Here is a 17,731-nt window from a genome sequence, read left to right as displayed (position 1 = left end):
GGGCGCGGCGGAAACGTAGCCGCGGCGGCTAATTCAGGCCCTTCTTCTCCTTCTGGCCCTTCTTCTCGGCCTTGGCCGCCTCCTGCTCCTCCGCCTTCACGACCGACGCGTACCGGTCGACGTATTCCTGACCGGACAACTCGAGGATGGAGTACATGATTTCGTCGGTCACCGCGCGCAGTGCCGCCTTCTCGTTCTCCATCCCCTCGTAACGGGAGAAGTCCAGCGCCTCGCCGAAGCGAATCGTGATGGGCCGCAGACTGGGGATCTTCTGGCCGGGCGGCTGCGCCTCGAACGTCCCGATCATCGCGCACGGCACCACCGGCACGCCGGCCTTGAGCGCCATCGCGGCGACGCCGACCTTGCCCTTGTAGAGCCGTCCGTCGTGCGAGCGCGTGCCCTCCGGGTAGATGCCGAGGAGCTCGCCCTTGTTCAGGACGCCGAGCCCTTCGCGGATCGCCGCCTGCCCGGCCTCCTTGCCCGACCGGTCCACCGGAATCTGTCCCGCGCTGCGGAAGAAGAAGGCGGTCAGTCGGCCCTTGAGCCCCGGCCCCGTGAAGTATTCCGCCTTCGCGAGGAAGGTGATCCGGCGCTTCAGGATCGCGGGCATGAGGAAATGGTCGGAGAATGAGAGGTGATTGCCCGCCACGATGGCTGCGCCGGTGTCCGGGACGTGCTCGAGACCCTCGATACGGGGCCGGAACAACAACCGCAGCAGCGGGCCGAGGAGCACGTACTTGAGGACGTAATAGAACATGGCGGTTGCTCCCCGTTTCGATGGTCGGCGGCGCTGTACGTGCTGGTGCGGTGGCCCCGAGCCGACACAGTGTAGATCCCGCCGCAGTGGTGCGTAAGCGTCCTCGGCAGGGGTACGCGGGATCCGTCCGCCGAGGTCGGCCGGCCCGAGCGCCGGCGTGAGGAAAGGAGCCGACGATGCCCGCCGGATCGAGCAAGAAGCGCGAGCGCCAGTACGAGCACATCAAGGAGAGCGCCGAGGACCGCGGCGCATCCAAGTCCCGGGCGAAGGAGATCGCCGCGCGGACGGTCAACAAGGAGCGGGCCCGCTCCGGCGAGTCGAAGCAGGCGAGTTCCACGTCGACGAAGGACCCCAAGTCGGCCTCGCAGCGCGGCGGCCAGCGCTCCCACCAGGGCTCGAAGGGCCCGACGCGTGACCAGCTCTACGAAGAGGCCAAGAAGAAGAACATCGAGGGCCGCTCGTCGATGAACAAGGAGCAACTGCGCAAGGCGGTGGGCAAGTAGCGGGCCCGCCCTTCACGCAGGCCCCCCGCACGAAGCCTCTTCGCGTGGCCCCGCACGCCACGAAGGCCGCCGTCACAGCATGCGCTTCACCAGCCGGTCGCGGTCGACCAGTTGATGCTTGAGCACCAGCCCCAGATGGACCGCGAGCGCGAGGAAGAACGCGGCGTGCGCGGCCACGTGCGGGCCCACCGCGTCGTCGTCCCCGGCGAGCACCAGCCACAGCCCGGTCGCCGGGATGGCGAAGCTGAGCAGATGCAGCGCCCGCTCCGTCCATGTGGCCAGGACACGCTCGTACGAACGCAGCGTCGGCGCCCAGGGCGGCAGCGGGGTGGAGACCCGCCACAGGAGACGCAGCGCGGCCAGCACGAGAATGGCCACCCCCAGCACCACGTGCAGGGTCAGCAGCCGGTCGTCGCCGAAGACCTCATAGCCGTCCTCGCCGCCGCGCCCGCGCCCGCGGCCGTGTCCTGAGCCCGCGCCGCGACCCCGGCCGCGGCCACGGCCCTGCCCGGAGTCGTCCGGGTCCATCACGTAACCGAGGGCGAACTGCACCGCGAGCGCGGCGAACACCAGCCAGTGCAGGGTCTTGGTGACCGTGCCGTAGCCGTGCGGACCGTTGCGGAGCACCCGTACCCCTCCCGATCGAGATCGAGCATCCGTCTCGTTCCGCCCTCGCCGGAGGGCACCGGCTGCGTGCCGCCACATCGGGGGGACACCGTCCTCGTTCCGCCCCATCCGGAGGACCCCACGGCGCGGACGCTTGGCCCGGCCGCGCACTTCGGGTGCGCTGGCGGGGAGTCCGGAGATCCCCGAGGAGCCGGACGATCCCCCAAGCCTTCCCCCGCCCCGGAGGTTCGATGCGTCCCCACGCCGCACTGGTCACCCTGGCCGCCGCACTGGCCACCACCACCGGCACCGCCCCCGCGTACGCGTACGCGTCCGCGGACGACCCGGACCCCGCGCCGCGCCCCGGCGTCTTCCTCACGGTGTCCGGCTCCGACCACACCTGGATCCGCGGCCTCAAGCTGATGTGCACGCCCGAGCCGGCCGGTCACCACCCGCACGCGGCCGAGGCCTGCGCCGCGCTCGACGCGGTGGACGGGGACCTCGACCAGCTGCCCGGCACGGACCCGTTGTGCACCAAGGAGTACGACCCGGTGACCGTGACGGCCGCCGGCACGCACCACGGCCAGGACATCGCGTGGCACGAGACCTACGCGAACGACTGCCTGCGCCACGCCGCGACCGACCCGGTCTTCGACTTCTGACCCAGGTCGCGCGGCACCGCCTCGTGACCAGGTCGCGCGGCACCACCTCCAGATCCAGGTCGCGCGGCACCGCACCCGGGGGACACGACGACGGGGAGGAGCCCACCGGCCCCACCCCGTCCTCATGTCACCGCAGGTCAGACCCCGACGTACGCCGCCAGGTGCTCACCCGTCAGCGTCGACTTCTTCTTGACCAGGTCGGCGGGCGTGCCCTCGAAGACGATCTTGCCGCCGTCGTGGCCCGCGCCCGGGCCGAGGTCGATGATCCAGTCGGCGTGGGCCATCACGGCCTGGTGGTGCTCGATGACGATGACCGTCTTGCCGGCGTCCACCAGGCGGTCGAGCAGCCCGAGCAGCTGTTCCACGTCCGCGAGGTGCAGACCGGTCGTCGGCTCGTCGAGCACGTAGACACCGCCCTTGTCGCCCATGTGCGTGGCGAGCTTCAGGCGCTGGCGCTCACCGCCGGACAGCGTGGTGAGCGGCTGCCCCAGCGTGATGTAGCCGAGGCCGACGTCCTCCAGGCGCTGCACGATCTTCAGCGCGGCCGGGATCTTCGCCTCGCCCTCGGCGAAGTACTTCTCGGCCTCGGACACGGGCATCGCGAGCACCTCGCTGATGTCCTTGCCGCCCAGCTTGTACTCCAGGACGGAGGCCTGGAACCGCTTGCCCTCGCAGTCCTCGCAGGTGGTCGAGACACCGGCCATCATCGCGAGGTCCGTGTAGATCACCCCGGCGCCGTTGCACGTCGGGCAGGCGCCCTCGGAGTTGGCGCTGAACAGGGCCGGCTTGACCCCGTTGGCCTTGGCGAACGCCTTGCGGACCGGCTCGAGCAGCCCCGTGTACGTGGCCGGGTTGCTGCGCCGCGAGCCGCGGATCGCGCTCTGGTCGACGGAGACCACGCCTTCGTCGGCCGGGATCGAGCTGTGGATCAGCGAGCTCTTGCCGGAGCCCGCCACACCCGTGACCACGGTGAGCACACCGAGCGGGATGTCCACGTCGACGTTCTGCAGGTTGTTCGCGTCCGCGCCGCGGATCTCCAGCGTGCCGGTCGGCTGGCGGACCGTGTCCTTCACGGTCGTACGGTCGTCCAGGTGCCGGCCCGTGACGGTGTCGCTGGCGCGCAGCCCCTCGATGTCGCCCTCGAAGCAGACCGTGCCGCCGCCCGTGCCGGCGCCGGGACCGAGGTCCACCACGTGGTCGGCGATCGCGATGGCCTCGGGCTTGTGCTCCACGACCAGGACCGTGTTGCCCTTGTCGCGCAGACGCAGGAGCAGGTTGTTCATCCGCTGGATGTCGTGCGGGTGCAGACCGATGGTCGGCTCGTCGAAGACGTACGTGACGTCGGTGAGCGAGGACCCGAGATGGCGGATCATCTTCACGCGCTGCGCCTCACCGCCCGACAGCGTGCCCGCCGGACGGTTCAGCGAGAGATAGCCGAGGCCGATCTCCACGAAGGAGTCGAGCGCCTGCTGGAGGGCGTCGATCAGCGGCGCGATCGACGGCTCCTTCAGCCCCCGCACCCACTCCGCGAGGTCGCGGATCTCCATGTCGCAGGCGTCCGCGATCGAGATGCCCTTGATCTTCGAGGAGCGCGCGCCCTCGGTGAGCCGGGTGCCGTCGCAGTCCGGGCAGACCTGGAAGGTGACCGCACGGTCCACGAAGGCCCGGATGTGCGGCTGCATGGACTCGCGGTCCTTCGACAGGAAGGACTTCTGGATCTTCGGGATCAGACCCTCGTACGTGAGGTTGACGCCGTTGATCTTGACCTTGACGGGCTCGCGGTACAGGAAGTCGTGCCGCTCCTTCTTCGTGTACCGGCGGATCGGCTTGTCAGGGTCGAAGAACCCGGACTCGCGGATGATCCGTACGACCCAGCCGTCCCCGGTGTAGGTGGGGATGGTGAAGGGGTCCTCGTTGAGCGACTTGCTGTCGTCGAAGAGCTGCGCGAGGTCGATGTCGGAGACGGTGCCGCGGCCCTCGCAGCGCACGCACATCCCGCCGGTGCGGTTGAACGACACCTTCTCCGTCTTCGTCTTCTCCGCACCGCGCTCGACGGTGAAACCGCCGGTCGCCGAGACCGATGCGACGTTGAACGAGAACGCTCCGGGCGGCCCGAAGTAGGGCTTGCCGAGCCGGCTGAACAGGATCCGCAGCATCGCGTTGGCATCGGTGGCCGTGCCCACGGTGGAGCGCGGGTCGGAGCCCATGCGCTGCTGGTCGACGCTGATGACGGTGGTCAGACCGTCGAGCACGTCCACCTCGGGGCGCGCCATCGCGGGCATGAAGCCCTGCACGAAGGCGCTGTACGTCTCGTTGATCAGCCGCTGGGACTCGGCGGCGATGGTGTCGAAGACGAGAGAGGACTTCCCGGAACCGGAGACGCCGGTGAACACCGTGAGCCGGCGCTTGGGAATCTCGATGCTGACGTCCTTGAGGTTGTTCTCACGCGCACCGTGCACCCGGATCATGTCGTGGGTGTCGGCGGCGTGCACCGCGGGCGACTGCGCCTTCTTCCGCGTGGCCATGTCTGCTCGTTCTCCATCTTCCGGGCGGACCGCTGGCACGGTCCGTCGTGGTCGCCTGGGCGTGTGTGGTGTCCGTCAGTCCTGAAGGAGACCGAGCACATTCCCGTCGACGTCGGTCACGGCGGCAACAATACGTCCGCCTCCGACCTCGTGCGGCTCTTCCGAGACGCTCGCTCCGGCGGCGGTCAGCTCGGCGAGCTTGGCCGAGAGGTCGGCCACCTTCCAGTACGCGACAGGCGAGGTCATGCCCTGCGGGCCGCCGCCCGGAACCAGGCCGATGTGCTGGCCGCCGGCCTCGTATCCGACGTAGTAGGGCTCGTCGACGACCGGTGCCACACCGAGCAGCGCGGTGTAGACCTCCTTGGCCTTGGCGAGGTCGGCGACGGGGTGCAGGACGGTGGTGATTCCTTGAGTGGTCATGATGTCGACGCTAGCCGCGGCCCCGGGCCTGCGGCTTCTCGAATCCTGACCGACTGCTGCGCGGGCTCAGGCGTTGCGCGACATCACCATGGCCAAGGTGATGAGGCCCAGCACGACCCAGCCGAACCACAGCCAGCCGTTGCTGCCGAGCGCCACCGTGTACGCCGTCACGCTGACGAGCGCGCCGACGGTGATTACTCCCATCGCCTTCGTGGTTCCGGGCATCGCGACACCCTCCTCACGCCAGGCCGGACACCCGTCCGGACTGCCTGTCCGCTGCCATCGTCCCTCGTCGGGGGCGGTTCCCGCCAGCATTCGGCGAAGATCGGCCCACCCGTACGACCAAGGTCCCGGCAACTGGTGAAGCCCCGCAGACGGGGGACGCTGCGGGGCTTCACAGGGTTCAACGGGTGGCGCGGGGGAGGAGTTCCCGCGCTGCGGAAAACTTTCCGGGACTACTGGCTGCGCGCGTTGAGCGAGGCCAGATACGCGTTGTACGCCTCCAGCTCCTTGTCCCCGTCGCGGTCCGCGGCCCGGTCCTTGCGCTTGGCCTCGCGCTCCTCGGACTTGCGCCACTGGAACATCAGGGCCACCAGGACCACGACCGAGGGGATCTCGCTGAACGCCCAGGCGATGCCGCCGCCCGCCTGCTGGTCGGCGAGCGCGTCGATGCCGAGCGAGGCCGGCGGGTTCATGTACGTGCCGATCATCGGCTCCGAGGCCATCATCAGCGCGATGCCGAAGAAGGCGTGGAAAGGCATGCCCGCGAACAGCTCCAGCATCCGCATCACATAGCCCGGCCGGTGCGGGCCCGGGTCCACACCCATGATCGGCCAGAAGAACACCAGGCCCACGGCGAGGAAGTGCACCATCATCGCGATGTGCCCCGGCTTGGACTCCATCAGGAAGTCGAACAGCGGCGTGAAGTACAGCGCGTAGAGGCTCGCGATGAACATCGGGATGGTGAACGCCGGGTGCGTGATCACCTTCATGTAGCGGCTGTGCAGGAGCATCAGGAGCAGCTCGCGCGGACCCTTGCGGCCCCGCCCGGCGGTCGGCAGCGCGCGCAGCGCCAGCGTGATCGGCGCACCGAGCAGGAGCAGGATCGGCGACAGCATGCTGATCACCATGTGCTGCACCATGTGCACGCTGAACATGACCATGCCGTAGTCGTTGAGCTTGGTGCACATGACCAGGGCGATCGACAGGACGCCGAGCACGAAGGACACGGTCCGGCCGACCGGCCACGCGTCCCCGCGCCGCATCAGACGCACCACGCCGTACCCGTACAGGAGCAGCGCGAGCAGACAGCCGACGAGGAAGAACGCGTCGAACGACGGCTCGAGGCCTCTGCCCAGCGTGAACGGCGGCAGATCCACCATCGTGCCGTGTCCGCTGTGGTCCATCCGCTCACTCCTGATTCGTGCCCGTTGTCCGCACCAGAGTAGAACCGCCCCCGGCCACGTCTGCGGCCGGGGGCGGTCACTTCTGCGAAGGGACGGACGTCAGAGCACGGTCTCCGCCTCGGCGTACCGCTCCTCGGGCACCGTCTTCAGCGTCTCGACGGCCTGGGCGAGCGGCGCCATCACGATGTCGGTGCCCTGCAGCGCCGTCATCATCCCGAACTCGCCGCGGTGCACGGCCTCCACGGCGTGCCAGCCGAAGCGGGTGGCGAGCACTCGGTCGTACGCGGTGGGCGTACCGCCGCGCTGCACATGGCCGAGGATCACGGGCCGCGCCTCCTTGCCGAGCCGCTGCTCCAGCTCGATGGAGAGCTGGCGCGCGATGCCGGCGAAGCGCTCGTGGCCGTAGATGTCCTTGCCGCCCTCGTCGAACTCCATCGTGCCCGGGCGGGGCTTGGCGCCTTCGGCGGCGACCACGATCGCGAACTTCTTGCCGGCCTCGAAGCGCGCGCCGACGCGGGCCGCCAACTCCTCGATGTCGAAGGGCCGCTCGGGCACGACGATGGCGTGCGCGCCGGCCGCCATGCCGGAGTTCAGCGCGATCCAGCCGGTGTGCCGGCCCATGACCTCGACGATCAGCACGCGCTGGTGCGACTCGGCGGTGGTCTTGAGACGGTCGAGCGCCTCGGTCGCGACGCCGACGGCCGTGTCGAAACCGAAGGTGACATCCGTGACGGCGATGTCGTTGTCGATCGTCTTCGGCACTCCCACTATGGGCAGGCCGTTGTCGGAGAGCAGCCGGGCCGCCTTGAGCGTGCCCTCGCCGCCGATGGGGATGACGGCGTCGAGACCGAGGTCGGCCAGGTGGCCCTTGGCCCGCTCGACACCGTCCCGCAGATGCTCGGGACGCACGCGCGAGGAGCCCAGGATGGTGCCGCCGCGGGCGAGGATGCCGCTGACGGCGTCCAGGTCGAGCTTGCGGTAATCGCACTCGAGGAGGCCCTTCCACCCGTCGTGGAAGCCGATGACCTCGTCGCCATGGTCGACGACGGCGCGGTGCACGACCGAGCGGATCACCGCGTTCAGGCCGGGACAGTCGCCGCCGGAGGTGAGGACACCAATACGCATGGCCCAAGAACCTTTGCAACGTGGGCGGATGACCGGACCACGCTGTCCGGACGACAAGACCCCGTCACCCTACTAGTGCGAAGTGACGGGGCCGAATCGAGTCCGCAAAGCGGACGTTGGAGTTCCCTACGAACGAACTCCTGGTGACGCAGGGTGCATCGCCCTGTTACGCGGGCTGGGTCGCCGCCGCGATCCGCTCGGCACGCAGCGCCTCGTACCAGCGGTCGTCGGTGGGCGGCAGCGCGTTCACGTCGAGGGCCAGCTTGAGCAGCAGGTCCGCGATCTGCGGGTTGCGCGCGAGCACGGGTCCGTGCATGTACGTACCGAAAACGGTGTCGTTGTACGCGCCCTCGGTGCCGTCACCCGTGCCGTTGCCCTTGCCGAGGCGCACGTGCGCGAAAGGCTTCGCGGACGGGCCGAGGTGGGTGATGCCCTGGTGGTTCTCGAAGCCTGTCAGCTGCGGCAGGCCGAGCGGGGCGTCGATGTCGGCGAGCACGTCGCCGACGCAGCGCTCGCCCTCGCCGCGCGTGGAGATCACGTCGAGCAGGCCGAGGCCCGGCTCGCGCTGGCCGAGGTCGTTGATGAACTCGTGGCCGAGGATCTGGTAGCCGGCGCAGACCGAGAAGATGATCGCGCCGTTGGAGGCGGCGCGCTGCAGGTTGCCGTCGCGGCGCAGCCGCTCGGCCGCGAGCCGCTGCGGCCGGTCCTCGCCGCCGCCGATCAGGTAGATGTCGCCGGAGGTGGGCACAGCCTGGTCGCTGCGCACGTCGTAGCGCTCGACGTTGAGGCCGCGCTGCCGGGCACGGCGCTCGACGACGAGGGCATTGCCCTGGTCGCCGTAAGTGGAGAGCAGGTCGGGGTAGACCCACACCAGGCGAAGGCTGTTGTCGCTCATGTCGATTAAGTCCTCTGAGTCCTCTATGTCCTGAGCGGGTCAGTTGCCGACGCGGCGGCGTACGTCCTGGAAGGCGGTGTAGTTGGCGATCAGCTCGATCCGGCCGGGCGGCGCCATCTGCACGGCCTCGTCCACCGTCTCGCAGACGCGGAAGTCGAGGCCCGCGACCTCGAGGCGGACCGCGAGGTCGAGACGGCGGTCGCCGATCACGAAGATCGGGTGGCCGGCCAGACGCGTGTAGTCCACGTCCCACAGCCAGGAGGTGTCGGTGCCGTCGGCGCCCCGCGCGTTCACCGAGAGGATCACCGGGGTCGGCGGCGGGTCGATCAGCGAGAAGGTCTCGAGCCAGCCGGCGGGGTTCTTCGCAAGGAGCAGCCGGACGTCGCGGCCGAGGAAGTTGACCACGTCGTAGCGGCCGGCGACAGCCTGGACCTGGTACATCCGCTCGAGCGCCACCTGCGGCGGGACGCCGAACACGGCGGCGACGGCGGCCGAGGTGGCGGCGTTCGCCTTGTTGGCGCGGCCGGGCAGCTGGAGGTGGATCGGCCAGGCGGAGCCGTGCGGGTCGAGCACGTAGTCACCGGACAGGGCCCAGGTGGGCTGCGGCCGGCGGAAACCGCACTCGGCGCAGAACCAGTCGTCGCCCGGACGCTGCATCACACCGCCGCAGGAGGGGCACGACCAGGCGTCGTCCTTCCACTCCTGGCCGGCCGCGACCCAGACCACGTTCGGCGAGGAGGAGGCGGCCCACACGATCAGCGGGTCGTCGGCGTTGGCGATCACGACGGCCTTCGAGCCGGAGAGGCCCTCGCGCCACTTCTCGGCCAGCATGCGGGTCTCGGCCGCGCGGTCGAGCTGGTCGCGCGACAGGTTCAGCAGGGCGATGGCCTTGGGCGAGACATCGCGGGCGACGCCCGCGAGGTACTTCTCGTCCACCTCGATCACACCGAACTTGGCGTCCGAGCCGCCGGCGAGCGCCGAGGTGATACCCGCGGGCATGTTCGCACCGAGCGCGTTGGACACGACGGGGCCGGCCGCGCGCAGCGCCTCGGCGATCAGCCGGGTGGTGGTGGTCTTGCCGTTGGTCGCCGAGACCAGCACCACGTCGAGGTGGGTGGCCAGGCGGCTCAGCAGATCGGGGTCGAGCTTGAGCGCCACCCGGCCGCCGATCACCGAACCGCTGCCACGGCCCGCAGCCCGCGACACCGCCGCGGCCGCCTTGCCGGCCGTCACGGCGAGCTTCGACCGGGGCGACAGCGGCTCCGCGCTGCCCGGGTGTCCTGGCTGGGATGACATGGTCTCGCTCCTCCTACGCTTCCGGCGCCGCGCCTGCCCTCGGCACTGGTCCGGGCCAGCCTACCGAGATCCCTCGGCGGGCCCGCACGGCGCCACCACCAGCAACGAAAGGTGGTGGCTGACATTCCGGTGTTTCCCCGAAACGTACGCTTACGGGATGCGACATGGATCCCTCCCGGGCAGCTCGGGACGCGTACGGCCGATGACTCTGCTCGGTGAGGAGGCCCTGCACACCCCGTGCGCCGAGGTCACCGAGTTCGGCCCCGGCCTCGACCGGCTGATCGAGGACATGTTCGCCACGATGTACGCGGCGCCCGGCGTGGGGCTCGCGGCCAACCAGATCGGCGTCGGGCTGCGCGTGTTCGTCTTCGACTGCCCCGACGACGAGGACAACCGCCACCTCGGCCATGTGATCAACCCGCGCCTCGTCGAGACGGGCGGCGTCACGGTCCGCGGCCCCGAGGGCTGCCTCTCCCTGCCCGGCCTCGAAGCGGGCACGCCGCGCCACGACTACGCGGTGGTGGAGGGCGTCGACCGCCACGGCGAGGAGGTCCGCATCCAGGGCACGGGCTTCTTCGCGCGCTGTCTGCAGCACGAGTGCGACCACCTGGACGGGATGGTGTACCCGCAGCGCCTCGACCGGTGGCGGCGGGGGAGTGTGCTGCGGGCGGCGCGCAGGACGCCGTGGGGGAAGAAGGCGTGGAGTCCTGCGGCGGAGGAGCGCGCGTAACCGTACGGGCTGCTCCCGCGCTTGCACCGGGCCCCGTCACCGTACGGCCTGCTCCTACGCCTACGGCGCGCCCGTCACCGTACGGGCTGCTCCTCGCCTACGGTGCGACCGTCACCGTACGGGCGCTCAGAGACCGTGAACCGTCACGCGCTCAGAAGCCCGGGCCGCCCACGCGGTCACCCGCGGCCGCCAGCCGTCCCCACAGCAGATCCGCGAGGCTGCGCACCAACTGAGCCCGGGAGCAAGGCCGTTCACCCAGCCACCAGTCACCGGCCGCATGCATCATGCCGACGATTCCGTGCCCCCAGACCCGGGCGAGCTCAGCGCTCTCCGGGCCGAGGTCGACCCGCTCCTCGATGACCTTGGCCAGCTCCTCGCCGAGCCGGCGCAGCAGGGGAGCGGAGTGCAGGCCCACATCGAACCCGGCCTCACCCTGCGAGGCGCCCTCGGCGGGGTGCATGAGGAAGCGGTAGACCTGCGGGTTCGCCTCGATCGCCGCGAGGTAGGTGTCCAGCGTCGCCTCGACCCGCTCGCGGCGCTCCGCGGGGGCGTCCAGCGCGGCCCGCAGGGCGTCGAGCAGGGCGTCCGTGTGCCGGACGGCGAGCGCCCGGTACAGCCCGCCCTTGTCGCCGAAGTGCCGGTACAGAATGGGCTTGGTGATGCCCGCCTCGGCGGCGATCGCGTTCATGGAGGCGCCGGGGCCGTCGCGCAGCACCACCCGGTCCGCGGCCTCGAGCAGCTCCCGACGGCGCCGGTCGGCCGACCGCTCTTGCTCGGTCCGCCCAGTGGTCTCCATAGTTACTCCCCGCCCGTGCAGATTCGGTGACGCACGCGCAACGTAACACCCCCGGGCCTGTCGGCAGCCAGCCGCCCGCCAGGAGTTGACAGCACTTACTCGTGAGTAACAGACTCTCGTTACCGCAAGTAACAAGCTAAGCAGCTTTGGCAGCGCAGTGCTGGAGGGGTCATGGCCGAGTTCACCATGGAGCTGAACGACGAGCAGAAGGAGGTCAGGGACTGGCTCCACGGGTTCGCCGCCGACGTGATCCGGCCCGCGGCCGCCGAGTGGGACGAGCGCGAGGAGACGCCCTGGCCCGTCATCCAGGAGGCCGCGAAGCTCGGCATCTACTCGCTCGACTTCTACGCGCAGCAGTTCTTCGACCCGACCGGGCTCGGCATCCCGATGACGATGGAGGAGCTCTTCTGGGGCGACGCGGGCATAGCCCTGTCCATCGTCGGTACGGGCCTCGCGGCGGTCGGCGTCCTCGCCAACGGCACCGAGGAGCAGATCGGCACCTGGGTCCCGCAGATGTACGGCGACGCAAACGACGTGAAGGTCGCCGCCTTCTGCTCCTCCGAGCCCGACGCAGGCTCCGACGTGGGCGCGATGCGCACCCGTGCCGTCTACGACGAGGCCAAGGACGAGTGGGTCCTCAACGGCACCAAGACCTGGGCGACCAACGGCGGCATCGCCAACGTCCACGTCGTGGTCGCGGTGGTCGACCCCGAGCTCGGCACCAAGGGCCACGCCTCGTTCATCGTGCCGCCGAACACCCCCGGTCTGTCCCAGGGGCAGAAGTTCAAGAAGCACGGCATCCGCGCCTCGCACACGGCCGAGGTCGTCCTGGAGAACGTCCGCGTTCCCGGCCACTGCCTCCTCGGCGGCAAGGACAAGCTCGACGAGCGCCTCGCCCGCGCCCGCGAGCGCGCCAAGACGGGCGGCGAGCGCGTGAAGAACGCGGCGATGGCCACCTTCGAGGCCTCCCGCCCGGCCGTCGGCGCGATGGCGGTCGGCACGGCCCGCGCCGCGTACGAGGAGGCCCTCGAATACGCCAAGACCCGCTCGCAGTTCGGCCGCCCGATCATCGACAACCAGGGCGTCGCCTTCCAGCTCGCCGACATGCGCACCCAGATCGACGCGGCGCGCCTGCTCGTCTGGCGTGCCTCCTGGATGGCCACGACGGGCAAGAAGTTCGAGAACGCCGAGGGCTCCATGTCCAAGCTCTACGCGAGCGAGACCGCGAAGAAGGTCACGGCCCAGGCCATCCAGATCCTCGGCGGCAACGGCTTCACGCGCGAGTACCCGGTGGAGCGCATGCACAGGGACGCGGCGATCTACACGATCTTCGAAGGCACGAGCGAGATCCAGCGCCTGGTCATCGCGCGGACTCTGTCGGGCATGCCGATCCGCTGACGTCCGAACGCCTGCGGCACGGGCGTGTGTCGTGAGGCGGGGCGGGCGCCCTCGACCGGATCCGGTCGAGGGCACCCGGGTCGATAGGCTCGTCATCCATGACCGACGTCACCGCCTCATACGACTCCGCCTCCTACCTCGCCGCCACCAGGACCTCGTACGACACCATCGCCGCCGAATGCCACCGGCGCTGGGCGGGTGAGCTGGCGAAGAATCCCTTCGAACGCGCCATGCTCGACGCCTTCGCCGAACTCGCGCGCGGACGCGGGCCGGTGGCCGACGTGGGCTGCGGCACGGGCCGCGTCACCGAGTACCTCGCGGCCCGGGGCCTGGACGCCTTCGGCATCGACCTCTCACCAGGCATGCTGGCGATCGCCCGCGCGAACAACCCTGACCTGCGCTTCATCGAGGGCTCGATGACAGCCCTCGACCTCGAGGACGCGTCCGTCGGAGCGCTGCTCGCCTGGTACTCCACGATCCACGTCCCCTGGGACGATCTGCCGGGCGTCTTCGCGGAGTTCCACCGCGTCCTCACGCCGGGCGCACCGCTCCTCGTGAGCTTCCAGATCGGCGACGCACCGCTCCATATGACCGAGGCCTGGGGGCACACCTTCGACCTGGTCTTCCACCGCCGCACCCCGCAGGCCATGGCGGACCTGCTGTCCGGCGCCGGCTTCGAGGAGCGGGCGCGCCTGGTCAGGCGGGCGGAGACGGAAGGTGCCTCCCCCGAGCGGACGGACCAGGCCTTCCTGACCTTCCGCAAGCCGAACGCCGCTGCTACGACCGGAACGTGAGACCGCGTTCCGTCATCGCTTCCTGCAGAATCCGTACGGCCTTCGGTCCCATGCCGTGCAGCTCCAGCAACTCGGCCTCGGAGTGCCCGGCGACCTGCTCAAGCGACTCGATCCCTGCGCCGAGCAGGGCCCGGGTCGCGGGCTTGCCGATGGCGGAGGGAAGGTCGCCGACGGGCCCCGCCGCAGCAGCTTTCTGTGCACCGGCGAGCGCGGCGGCCAGACGTTTGGGCGCGCGGTGCGACCACGACACATAGACGAGCTCGTTGAGATCCTTGCCGTTGATCGCCTTCAACGGCACCCGGAATCCGATGACCTTCCCCGCCCGCTCGAGCCGCTCGCCCTGTGGATGCGCACCCAGGGCCTTGTCGACCCCTTCGCCGCCCATCTGCAGCTGAACCCACCCGTCCTTGGTGACGGAGGCGAACCCCTTCCCCCGTACGGAAAAGGCCACCATCCCGAAATGGGTGCCTTCCTCGACCTCGGGAAGCCCGAGCGCGGCCTTGCGGAGCTGGGAGAGCGTGGTCATGGACCGAGTCTGGCACGCCGGGACACGCGGAGTGCGGCAAGACCGGGGCTGACGGCCCTCACGGATAGCGTGCGGGAACAACCGACCGGCACCGAGGAGAATCCGCGCGCATGGCAACGCAGTGGGAGCACAAGGTCCTGAAGTACAAGCTCGGCATGAAGGGATTCGACTACGAGCAGATCGAGCGGGACCTGAACGAACTGGGCCGCGAGGGCTGGGAAGCCGTGAGCACGATGGCACCGAGCTGGGGTGCGGGTCAGGCCATCGAGATCGTGGTCTTCGTCAAGCGCCCCGCGGCCTGAGATGACCGGCGGTCGGCGGAGCCGCTGCGGCGCCCCGCCGCCGATACGGCTCGTGACGTTGCCGCCGCACAACAACGGCGAAGTGCTTCAGACAGGGCATCGGACCATTGCAGATGGGGCAATTGGTCGGCGTGGGCGTCGTCATCCCCACCTCTCTCGATCGCCTTGGCGAGGTCTTCGAGTATTGCTGCGTCCAGGTAGACGTGGATGAGGCGTTGTCGGTTGCCTGGGGGCGGGGAGTTGGGGCTGACCGGTCTGAGTGCGTGGTGGCCGGGGGCCTGTGTTGGGGACGCCGTACTTCTCCCTCGCCCTCTTGGTCCGCAGCCACACCGTGGAGACGTGGATGCCGCGCCGTTCGGCGATCTCCCGCAATGACCAGCCCTCGGCGACGTCCTGCAAGGTGCCCCGCTCCATGGGCGTCAGCACCGAGTGCTGCACCGGGCCCCGGCATGCGGGCACGCAGGCGTGGGAGAAGAGGTCACCGTGCACGCCGCACAGGCGCCCAGCGTGCGGGTCACTGAGGTCATGCAGTCTCCTCTTGCAGAGGGCGCCCATCGCTCACCCCCGCATCCGCAGCGGCCACGCCCAGCCGCCGGGGCGGTAGTGGTCTCGGCGCACGGCGTGTCCGCGAGCGGCAGCGCCTCGCCGTCCTCGGGCACCACGACGGCGTAGCGGGTGCCTTCGGGCGGCGGCATGGTCGGCGCGCCGTCGGCGAGTCCTCGCAGCGCAAGCTGCGCAGCCACATGTCGTGCTCGATGAGCAGCCCGCCGCGGGTCACCACGTCGCGGTGGGACGGGCGGCAATACCCGAACACCGCGTCGGACAGGGACATAGGCGTTTCGCCTTGATCGGGAAATGGAAGAACCCCCGGCCGGTGACCGAGGGTTGAGATGGGACGGGCTCCTGCGTTGAACTACGCGTTGGCGTGGACCAGGGCTGCTAGTTCGTCAGCGGATTCCGGAGTCAGGCGATAGAAGCCCTGGAGGCTGATCGATCGCTCCAGCAGCCCATCCTGGACGTACTTCAGTACGCGGGTCTGCCCACGGCGATTGCGCCACGTGAGCCGCTCCAACAACTCCCCAGGTATCGGCTGGTCGAAGCGCACAGGGGTCCCCTCCACATGCACGGGACTGGCACCGCAGCCATCGGCTCCGAGCATCTCCCACGCGTCATGGCCCGGGTGTTTGGGGTCTTGCCATGTCGCAGGCGGCGTGCCACAGCACGGCTGTCGCTCCATGCTGAGAATGCGCATGTGGCTGACGACGTACGCGACGCGGCGGTTGACGTGTAGCGCGTACACCTCGTCGCCGGGCCGGGCACTGGACCAGGCGGGCAGGGAGGTGTGGACACCGCTGAAGGCGACAGGAGGCTGTTCGCCTACGCGGCCCTCCCTGCGCAGGGCGCGGCAGGTCTCATGGGTCCACAGCACGGTGAAGGCATCAGACATGCGGCGATGTTATGGATCGGCACTGACATTGATGCCGCTACCCGCGTTGAGCGCAGCTGCCCGCATCGATCGCCCATCATGCCCCGGACGCCGACGGCCATTCACCCGCGGCTGCGCTTCGTGATGACCGCAGCCTCCGGGTCCCCGGCGTGCACAGCGTCCAGGAACTGCGGGGACGGCTTGAAGCGCAGCCCCTGCCGCTCGGGGACGTTGATCCGCTCCTTGGTGTGGAGGTTCCAGCCGTGGCGAGCGTCACTGACAACGGGCTTGAACGTCCCGAAGTGCGTGATCCTCACCGGCCGGCCCGCGGCCACAGTGCGCGTGATGGCGTTCAGCACGGAGGAGACGACGCGGCCCAGGGCCGTCGTGTTGATCGCCTTGTTGGCGGTACTCATGGGTGAACTCCTTGATCGGGAAGCGTTCCAACTCCCGTTTCGTGCGTGGGAGTTGGGGTCTGCGCAGGGCGTTCAGCGATCTGCAAGGATTCGTCAAGATCCGAACCGTAGGTTGGCGTCGTAATCCGTCCTGCGGCACCTGGAGACCCCATGACTCGAACCCGTTTGAAGTACGTGACCGGCTTGACTACCGCTGTGCTGGCCGCCACGGTCTTCGCCGCCGCACCCGCGTCGGCCGGGGAGCTGACCATCAAGCGCACCTGCAACGGCGTCGTGACCCAGTACTGGGCCTACAGCAGCCACACGCTGGCCTACACCCAGAAGACGGGCACTTCCTGTGCGGGGTACGCGTGGGTCCGAGTCAAGACGAATGGCACGTGGAAGAGCTGGATCAGTAGTCCCACGAAGGCCACCATCAAGAATTCCACCGGGAACTACCAAGCTTCCCAGCACAAGGGCTGTGCGGACTGCACGGTCTACACCCTCTACCCGTGACTTCGTGAGCACTTCGGGACCGCCCGCGGTCCAATGACGACCTAGGGCGGTCCCGCGAGTTGGGCGATGGTCTGTGTGCGCAGGGGCGTCATGGGAGCACCCCATGGCCCGCCTTTTCGTCAAGGGCAGCGGGCATGCAAGCGGGCGCCCTCTACGTCGGTGATCTGCTGCGCTGTATCGACCAGGCACTTGCGCGGCACGATGATGGCCGTTCCTTGCAGCCGATCGAGAGGCCGTGGTCCTCCTGGATCTCCCGCAGGCTGTCGGGGCTGAAGTTCCCCTTCTTTCCGATAACGAGGAACCGGACGACGCCTGAAGGCGAGACCGGCGGCAAGCGTCTGATCATTGATCACTTTGCGGACTCGGAAGAGTCGTATGTACGTGGCTTGATCTGCGACCGCTGTAACGCCGTGATGGCCTGTGTCGACGGCCGGAAGCGGTGGGGTGTCAACCGGGCTTGGGAAGCTGCGGCGCGGAGCTACGCGGCGAACGCGTGGCAATCGCGCAACGGTGCGTTCCAGACCGAGGCGTCGGGGCGGCCGATCGTTCGGGACTGATCGGATCGGAGAGCGGCCCCGGTCCCGAGGAGGGGTGGGAACCGGGGCCGCTCTGTGCTCCCCGCGCGATCGTCGCGGGGTCCCCGCCGCCATTCC

The 17,731-nt window shown here is 69.4% G+C and carries 22 protein-coding genes; 8 read left to right on the top strand and 14 right to left on the bottom strand.

Going from position 1 to position 17,731, the window contains the following annotated elements; genetic code table 11:
• Positions 1–28: 28 nt before the first annotated feature.
• Positions 29–757: a lysophospholipid acyltransferase family protein gene (locus tag BLT97_RS15685; RefSeq protein ID WP_093610462.1), complete on the bottom strand. Its 729-nt coding sequence runs from the start codon at positions 755–757 to the stop codon at positions 29–31.
• A 176-nt stretch (positions 758–933) separates the two neighbouring features.
• On the opposite strand from BLT97_RS15685, the gene BLT97_RS15680 reads away from it, so the two are divergent.
• Positions 934–1,260, top strand: coding sequence for a plasmid stabilization protein (locus BLT97_RS15680; RefSeq protein WP_093610460.1), 327 nt, complete (start codon positions 934–936; stop codon positions 1,258–1,260).
• Positions 1,261–1,332: 72 nt separating this feature from the next.
• Here the strand turns inward: BLT97_RS15680 and BLT97_RS15675 are convergent, their stop codons facing one another.
• Positions 1,333–1,887, bottom strand: coding sequence for a cytochrome b (locus tag BLT97_RS15675; RefSeq protein WP_176953777.1), 555 nt, complete (start codon positions 1,885–1,887; stop codon positions 1,333–1,335).
• 230 nt (positions 1,888–2,117) lie between these two features.
• Between BLT97_RS15675 and BLT97_RS15670 the strand changes: the two genes are divergently transcribed.
• The gene (locus tag BLT97_RS15670; RefSeq protein ID WP_245769346.1) at positions 2,118–2,528 is read left to right on the top strand and encodes an SSI family serine proteinase inhibitor; all 411 of its coding nucleotides are present in this window, start codon (positions 2,118–2,120) and stop codon (positions 2,526–2,528) included.
• Positions 2,529–2,665: 137 nt separating this feature from the next.
• On the opposite strand, the gene BLT97_RS15665 is transcribed toward BLT97_RS15670, so the two are convergent.
• The 7 genes from BLT97_RS15665 to BLT97_RS15640 form a co-directional block, all read right to left on the bottom strand.
• The gene (locus BLT97_RS15665; RefSeq protein ID WP_093610456.1) at positions 2,666–5,053 is read right to left on the bottom strand and encodes an ATP-binding cassette domain-containing protein; all 2,388 of its coding nucleotides are present in this window, start codon (positions 5,051–5,053) and stop codon (positions 2,666–2,668) included.
• A gap of 75 nt (positions 5,054–5,128) precedes the next feature.
• Complete coding sequence (locus BLT97_RS15660) at positions 5,129–5,473, bottom strand: VOC family protein (RefSeq protein WP_093610454.1); 345 nt, start codon at positions 5,471–5,473, stop codon at positions 5,129–5,131.
• 66 nt (positions 5,474–5,539) lie between these two features.
• Positions 5,540–5,698 carry a hypothetical protein gene (locus tag BLT97_RS37290; protein WP_107407020.1) on the bottom strand — a complete coding sequence of 53 codons (159 nt, stop codon included), beginning with the start codon at positions 5,696–5,698 and terminating at the stop codon, positions 5,540–5,542.
• 230 nt (positions 5,699–5,928) lie between these two features.
• The gene (locus tag BLT97_RS15655; protein WP_093610452.1) at positions 5,929–6,879 is read right to left on the bottom strand and encodes a cytochrome c oxidase assembly protein; all 951 of its coding nucleotides are present in this window, start codon (positions 6,877–6,879) and stop codon (positions 5,929–5,931) included.
• A 99-nt stretch (positions 6,880–6,978) separates the two neighbouring features.
• Positions 6,979–8,004 (bottom strand): 6-phosphofructokinase, encoded by a 1,026-nt coding sequence (locus BLT97_RS15650; RefSeq protein ID WP_093610450.1) that lies wholly within the window; start codon positions 8,002–8,004, stop codon positions 6,979–6,981.
• Between the two features lie 166 nt (positions 8,005–8,170).
• Complete coding sequence (locus BLT97_RS15645) at positions 8,171–8,899, bottom strand: type 1 glutamine amidotransferase (RefSeq protein ID WP_093610448.1); 729 nt, start codon at positions 8,897–8,899, stop codon at positions 8,171–8,173.
• A 39-nt stretch (positions 8,900–8,938) separates the two neighbouring features.
• Complete coding sequence (locus BLT97_RS15640) at positions 8,939–10,195, bottom strand: Mur ligase family protein (protein WP_093610446.1); 1,257 nt, start codon at positions 10,193–10,195, stop codon at positions 8,939–8,941.
• 157 nt (positions 10,196–10,352) lie between these two features.
• Here BLT97_RS15640 and def point away from each other — a divergent pair, with 157 nt between their 5' ends.
• Positions 10,353–10,925, top strand: a complete 573-nt coding sequence (gene def / locus BLT97_RS15635) for a peptide deformylase (RefSeq protein ID WP_093610444.1) — start codon at positions 10,353–10,355, stop codon at positions 10,923–10,925.
• A gap of 151 nt (positions 10,926–11,076) precedes the next feature.
• Here the strand turns inward: def and BLT97_RS15630 are convergent, their stop codons facing one another.
• A complete protein-coding gene (locus BLT97_RS15630; RefSeq protein ID WP_093610442.1) occupies positions 11,077–11,721 on the bottom strand; it encodes a TetR/AcrR family transcriptional regulator in 645 nt (214 codons plus the stop codon).
• A gap of 171 nt (positions 11,722–11,892) precedes the next feature.
• Between BLT97_RS15630 and BLT97_RS15625 the strand changes: the two genes are divergently transcribed.
• Entirely contained in the window at positions 11,893–13,119 is a 1,227-nt protein-coding gene (locus tag BLT97_RS15625) for an acyl-CoA dehydrogenase family protein (RefSeq protein WP_093610440.1), read from the top strand.
• 98 nt (positions 13,120–13,217) lie between these two features.
• The gene (locus BLT97_RS15620) at positions 13,218–13,913 is read left to right on the top strand and encodes a class I SAM-dependent methyltransferase (RefSeq protein ID WP_093610438.1); all 696 of its coding nucleotides are present in this window, start codon (positions 13,218–13,220) and stop codon (positions 13,911–13,913) included.
• Here BLT97_RS15620 and BLT97_RS15615 read toward each other — a convergent pair.
• Complete coding sequence (locus BLT97_RS15615; protein WP_093610436.1) at positions 13,897–14,439, bottom strand: helix-hairpin-helix domain-containing protein; 543 nt, start codon at positions 14,437–14,439, stop codon at positions 13,897–13,899. The two genes, BLT97_RS15620 and BLT97_RS15615, sit on opposite strands and share 17 nt — an antisense overlap.
• A gap of 110 nt (positions 14,440–14,549) precedes the next feature.
• On the opposite strand from BLT97_RS15615, the gene BLT97_RS15610 reads away from it, so the two are divergent.
• Positions 14,550–14,741 (top strand): DUF4177 domain-containing protein, encoded by a 192-nt coding sequence (locus BLT97_RS15610; RefSeq protein ID WP_093610434.1) that lies wholly within the window; start codon positions 14,550–14,552, stop codon positions 14,739–14,741.
• A 141-nt stretch (positions 14,742–14,882) separates the two neighbouring features.
• On the opposite strand, the gene BLT97_RS39105 is transcribed toward BLT97_RS15610, so the two are convergent.
• The 3 genes from BLT97_RS39105 to BLT97_RS15600 all read right to left on the bottom strand — a co-directional run bounded on the left by BLT97_RS39105 (position 14,883) and on the right by BLT97_RS15600 (position 16,583).
• A complete protein-coding gene (locus BLT97_RS39105) occupies positions 14,883–15,155 on the bottom strand; it encodes a sigma factor-like helix-turn-helix DNA-binding protein (protein WP_425442715.1) in 273 nt (90 codons plus the stop codon).
• 499 nt (positions 15,156–15,654) lie between these two features.
• Positions 15,655–16,188 (bottom strand): hypothetical protein, encoded by a 534-nt coding sequence (locus BLT97_RS15605; protein ID WP_093610432.1) that lies wholly within the window; start codon positions 16,186–16,188, stop codon positions 15,655–15,657.
• A 101-nt stretch (positions 16,189–16,289) separates the two neighbouring features.
• Positions 16,290–16,583: an HU family DNA-binding protein gene (locus BLT97_RS15600; protein ID WP_093610430.1), complete on the bottom strand. Its 294-nt coding sequence runs from the start codon at positions 16,581–16,583 to the stop codon at positions 16,290–16,292.
• Between the two features lie 183 nt (positions 16,584–16,766).
• On the opposite strand from BLT97_RS15600, the gene BLT97_RS15595 reads away from it, so the two are divergent.
• Positions 16,767–17,078 (top strand): hypothetical protein, encoded by a 312-nt coding sequence (locus BLT97_RS15595; RefSeq protein ID WP_143041336.1) that lies wholly within the window; start codon positions 16,767–16,769, stop codon positions 17,076–17,078.
• Between the two features lie 134 nt (positions 17,079–17,212).
• Positions 17,213–17,635, top strand: coding sequence for a hypothetical protein (locus BLT97_RS15590; RefSeq protein ID WP_093610426.1), 423 nt, complete (start codon positions 17,213–17,215; stop codon positions 17,633–17,635).
• Positions 17,636–17,731: the final 96 nt, after the last annotated feature.

The organism is Streptomyces indicus, assembly GCF_900100315.1.
Classification (GTDB): domain Bacteria; phylum Actinomycetota; class Actinomycetes; order Streptomycetales; family Streptomycetaceae; genus Streptomyces; species Streptomyces indicus.
This window is presented reverse-complemented; position numbering and strand designations above follow the sequence as displayed.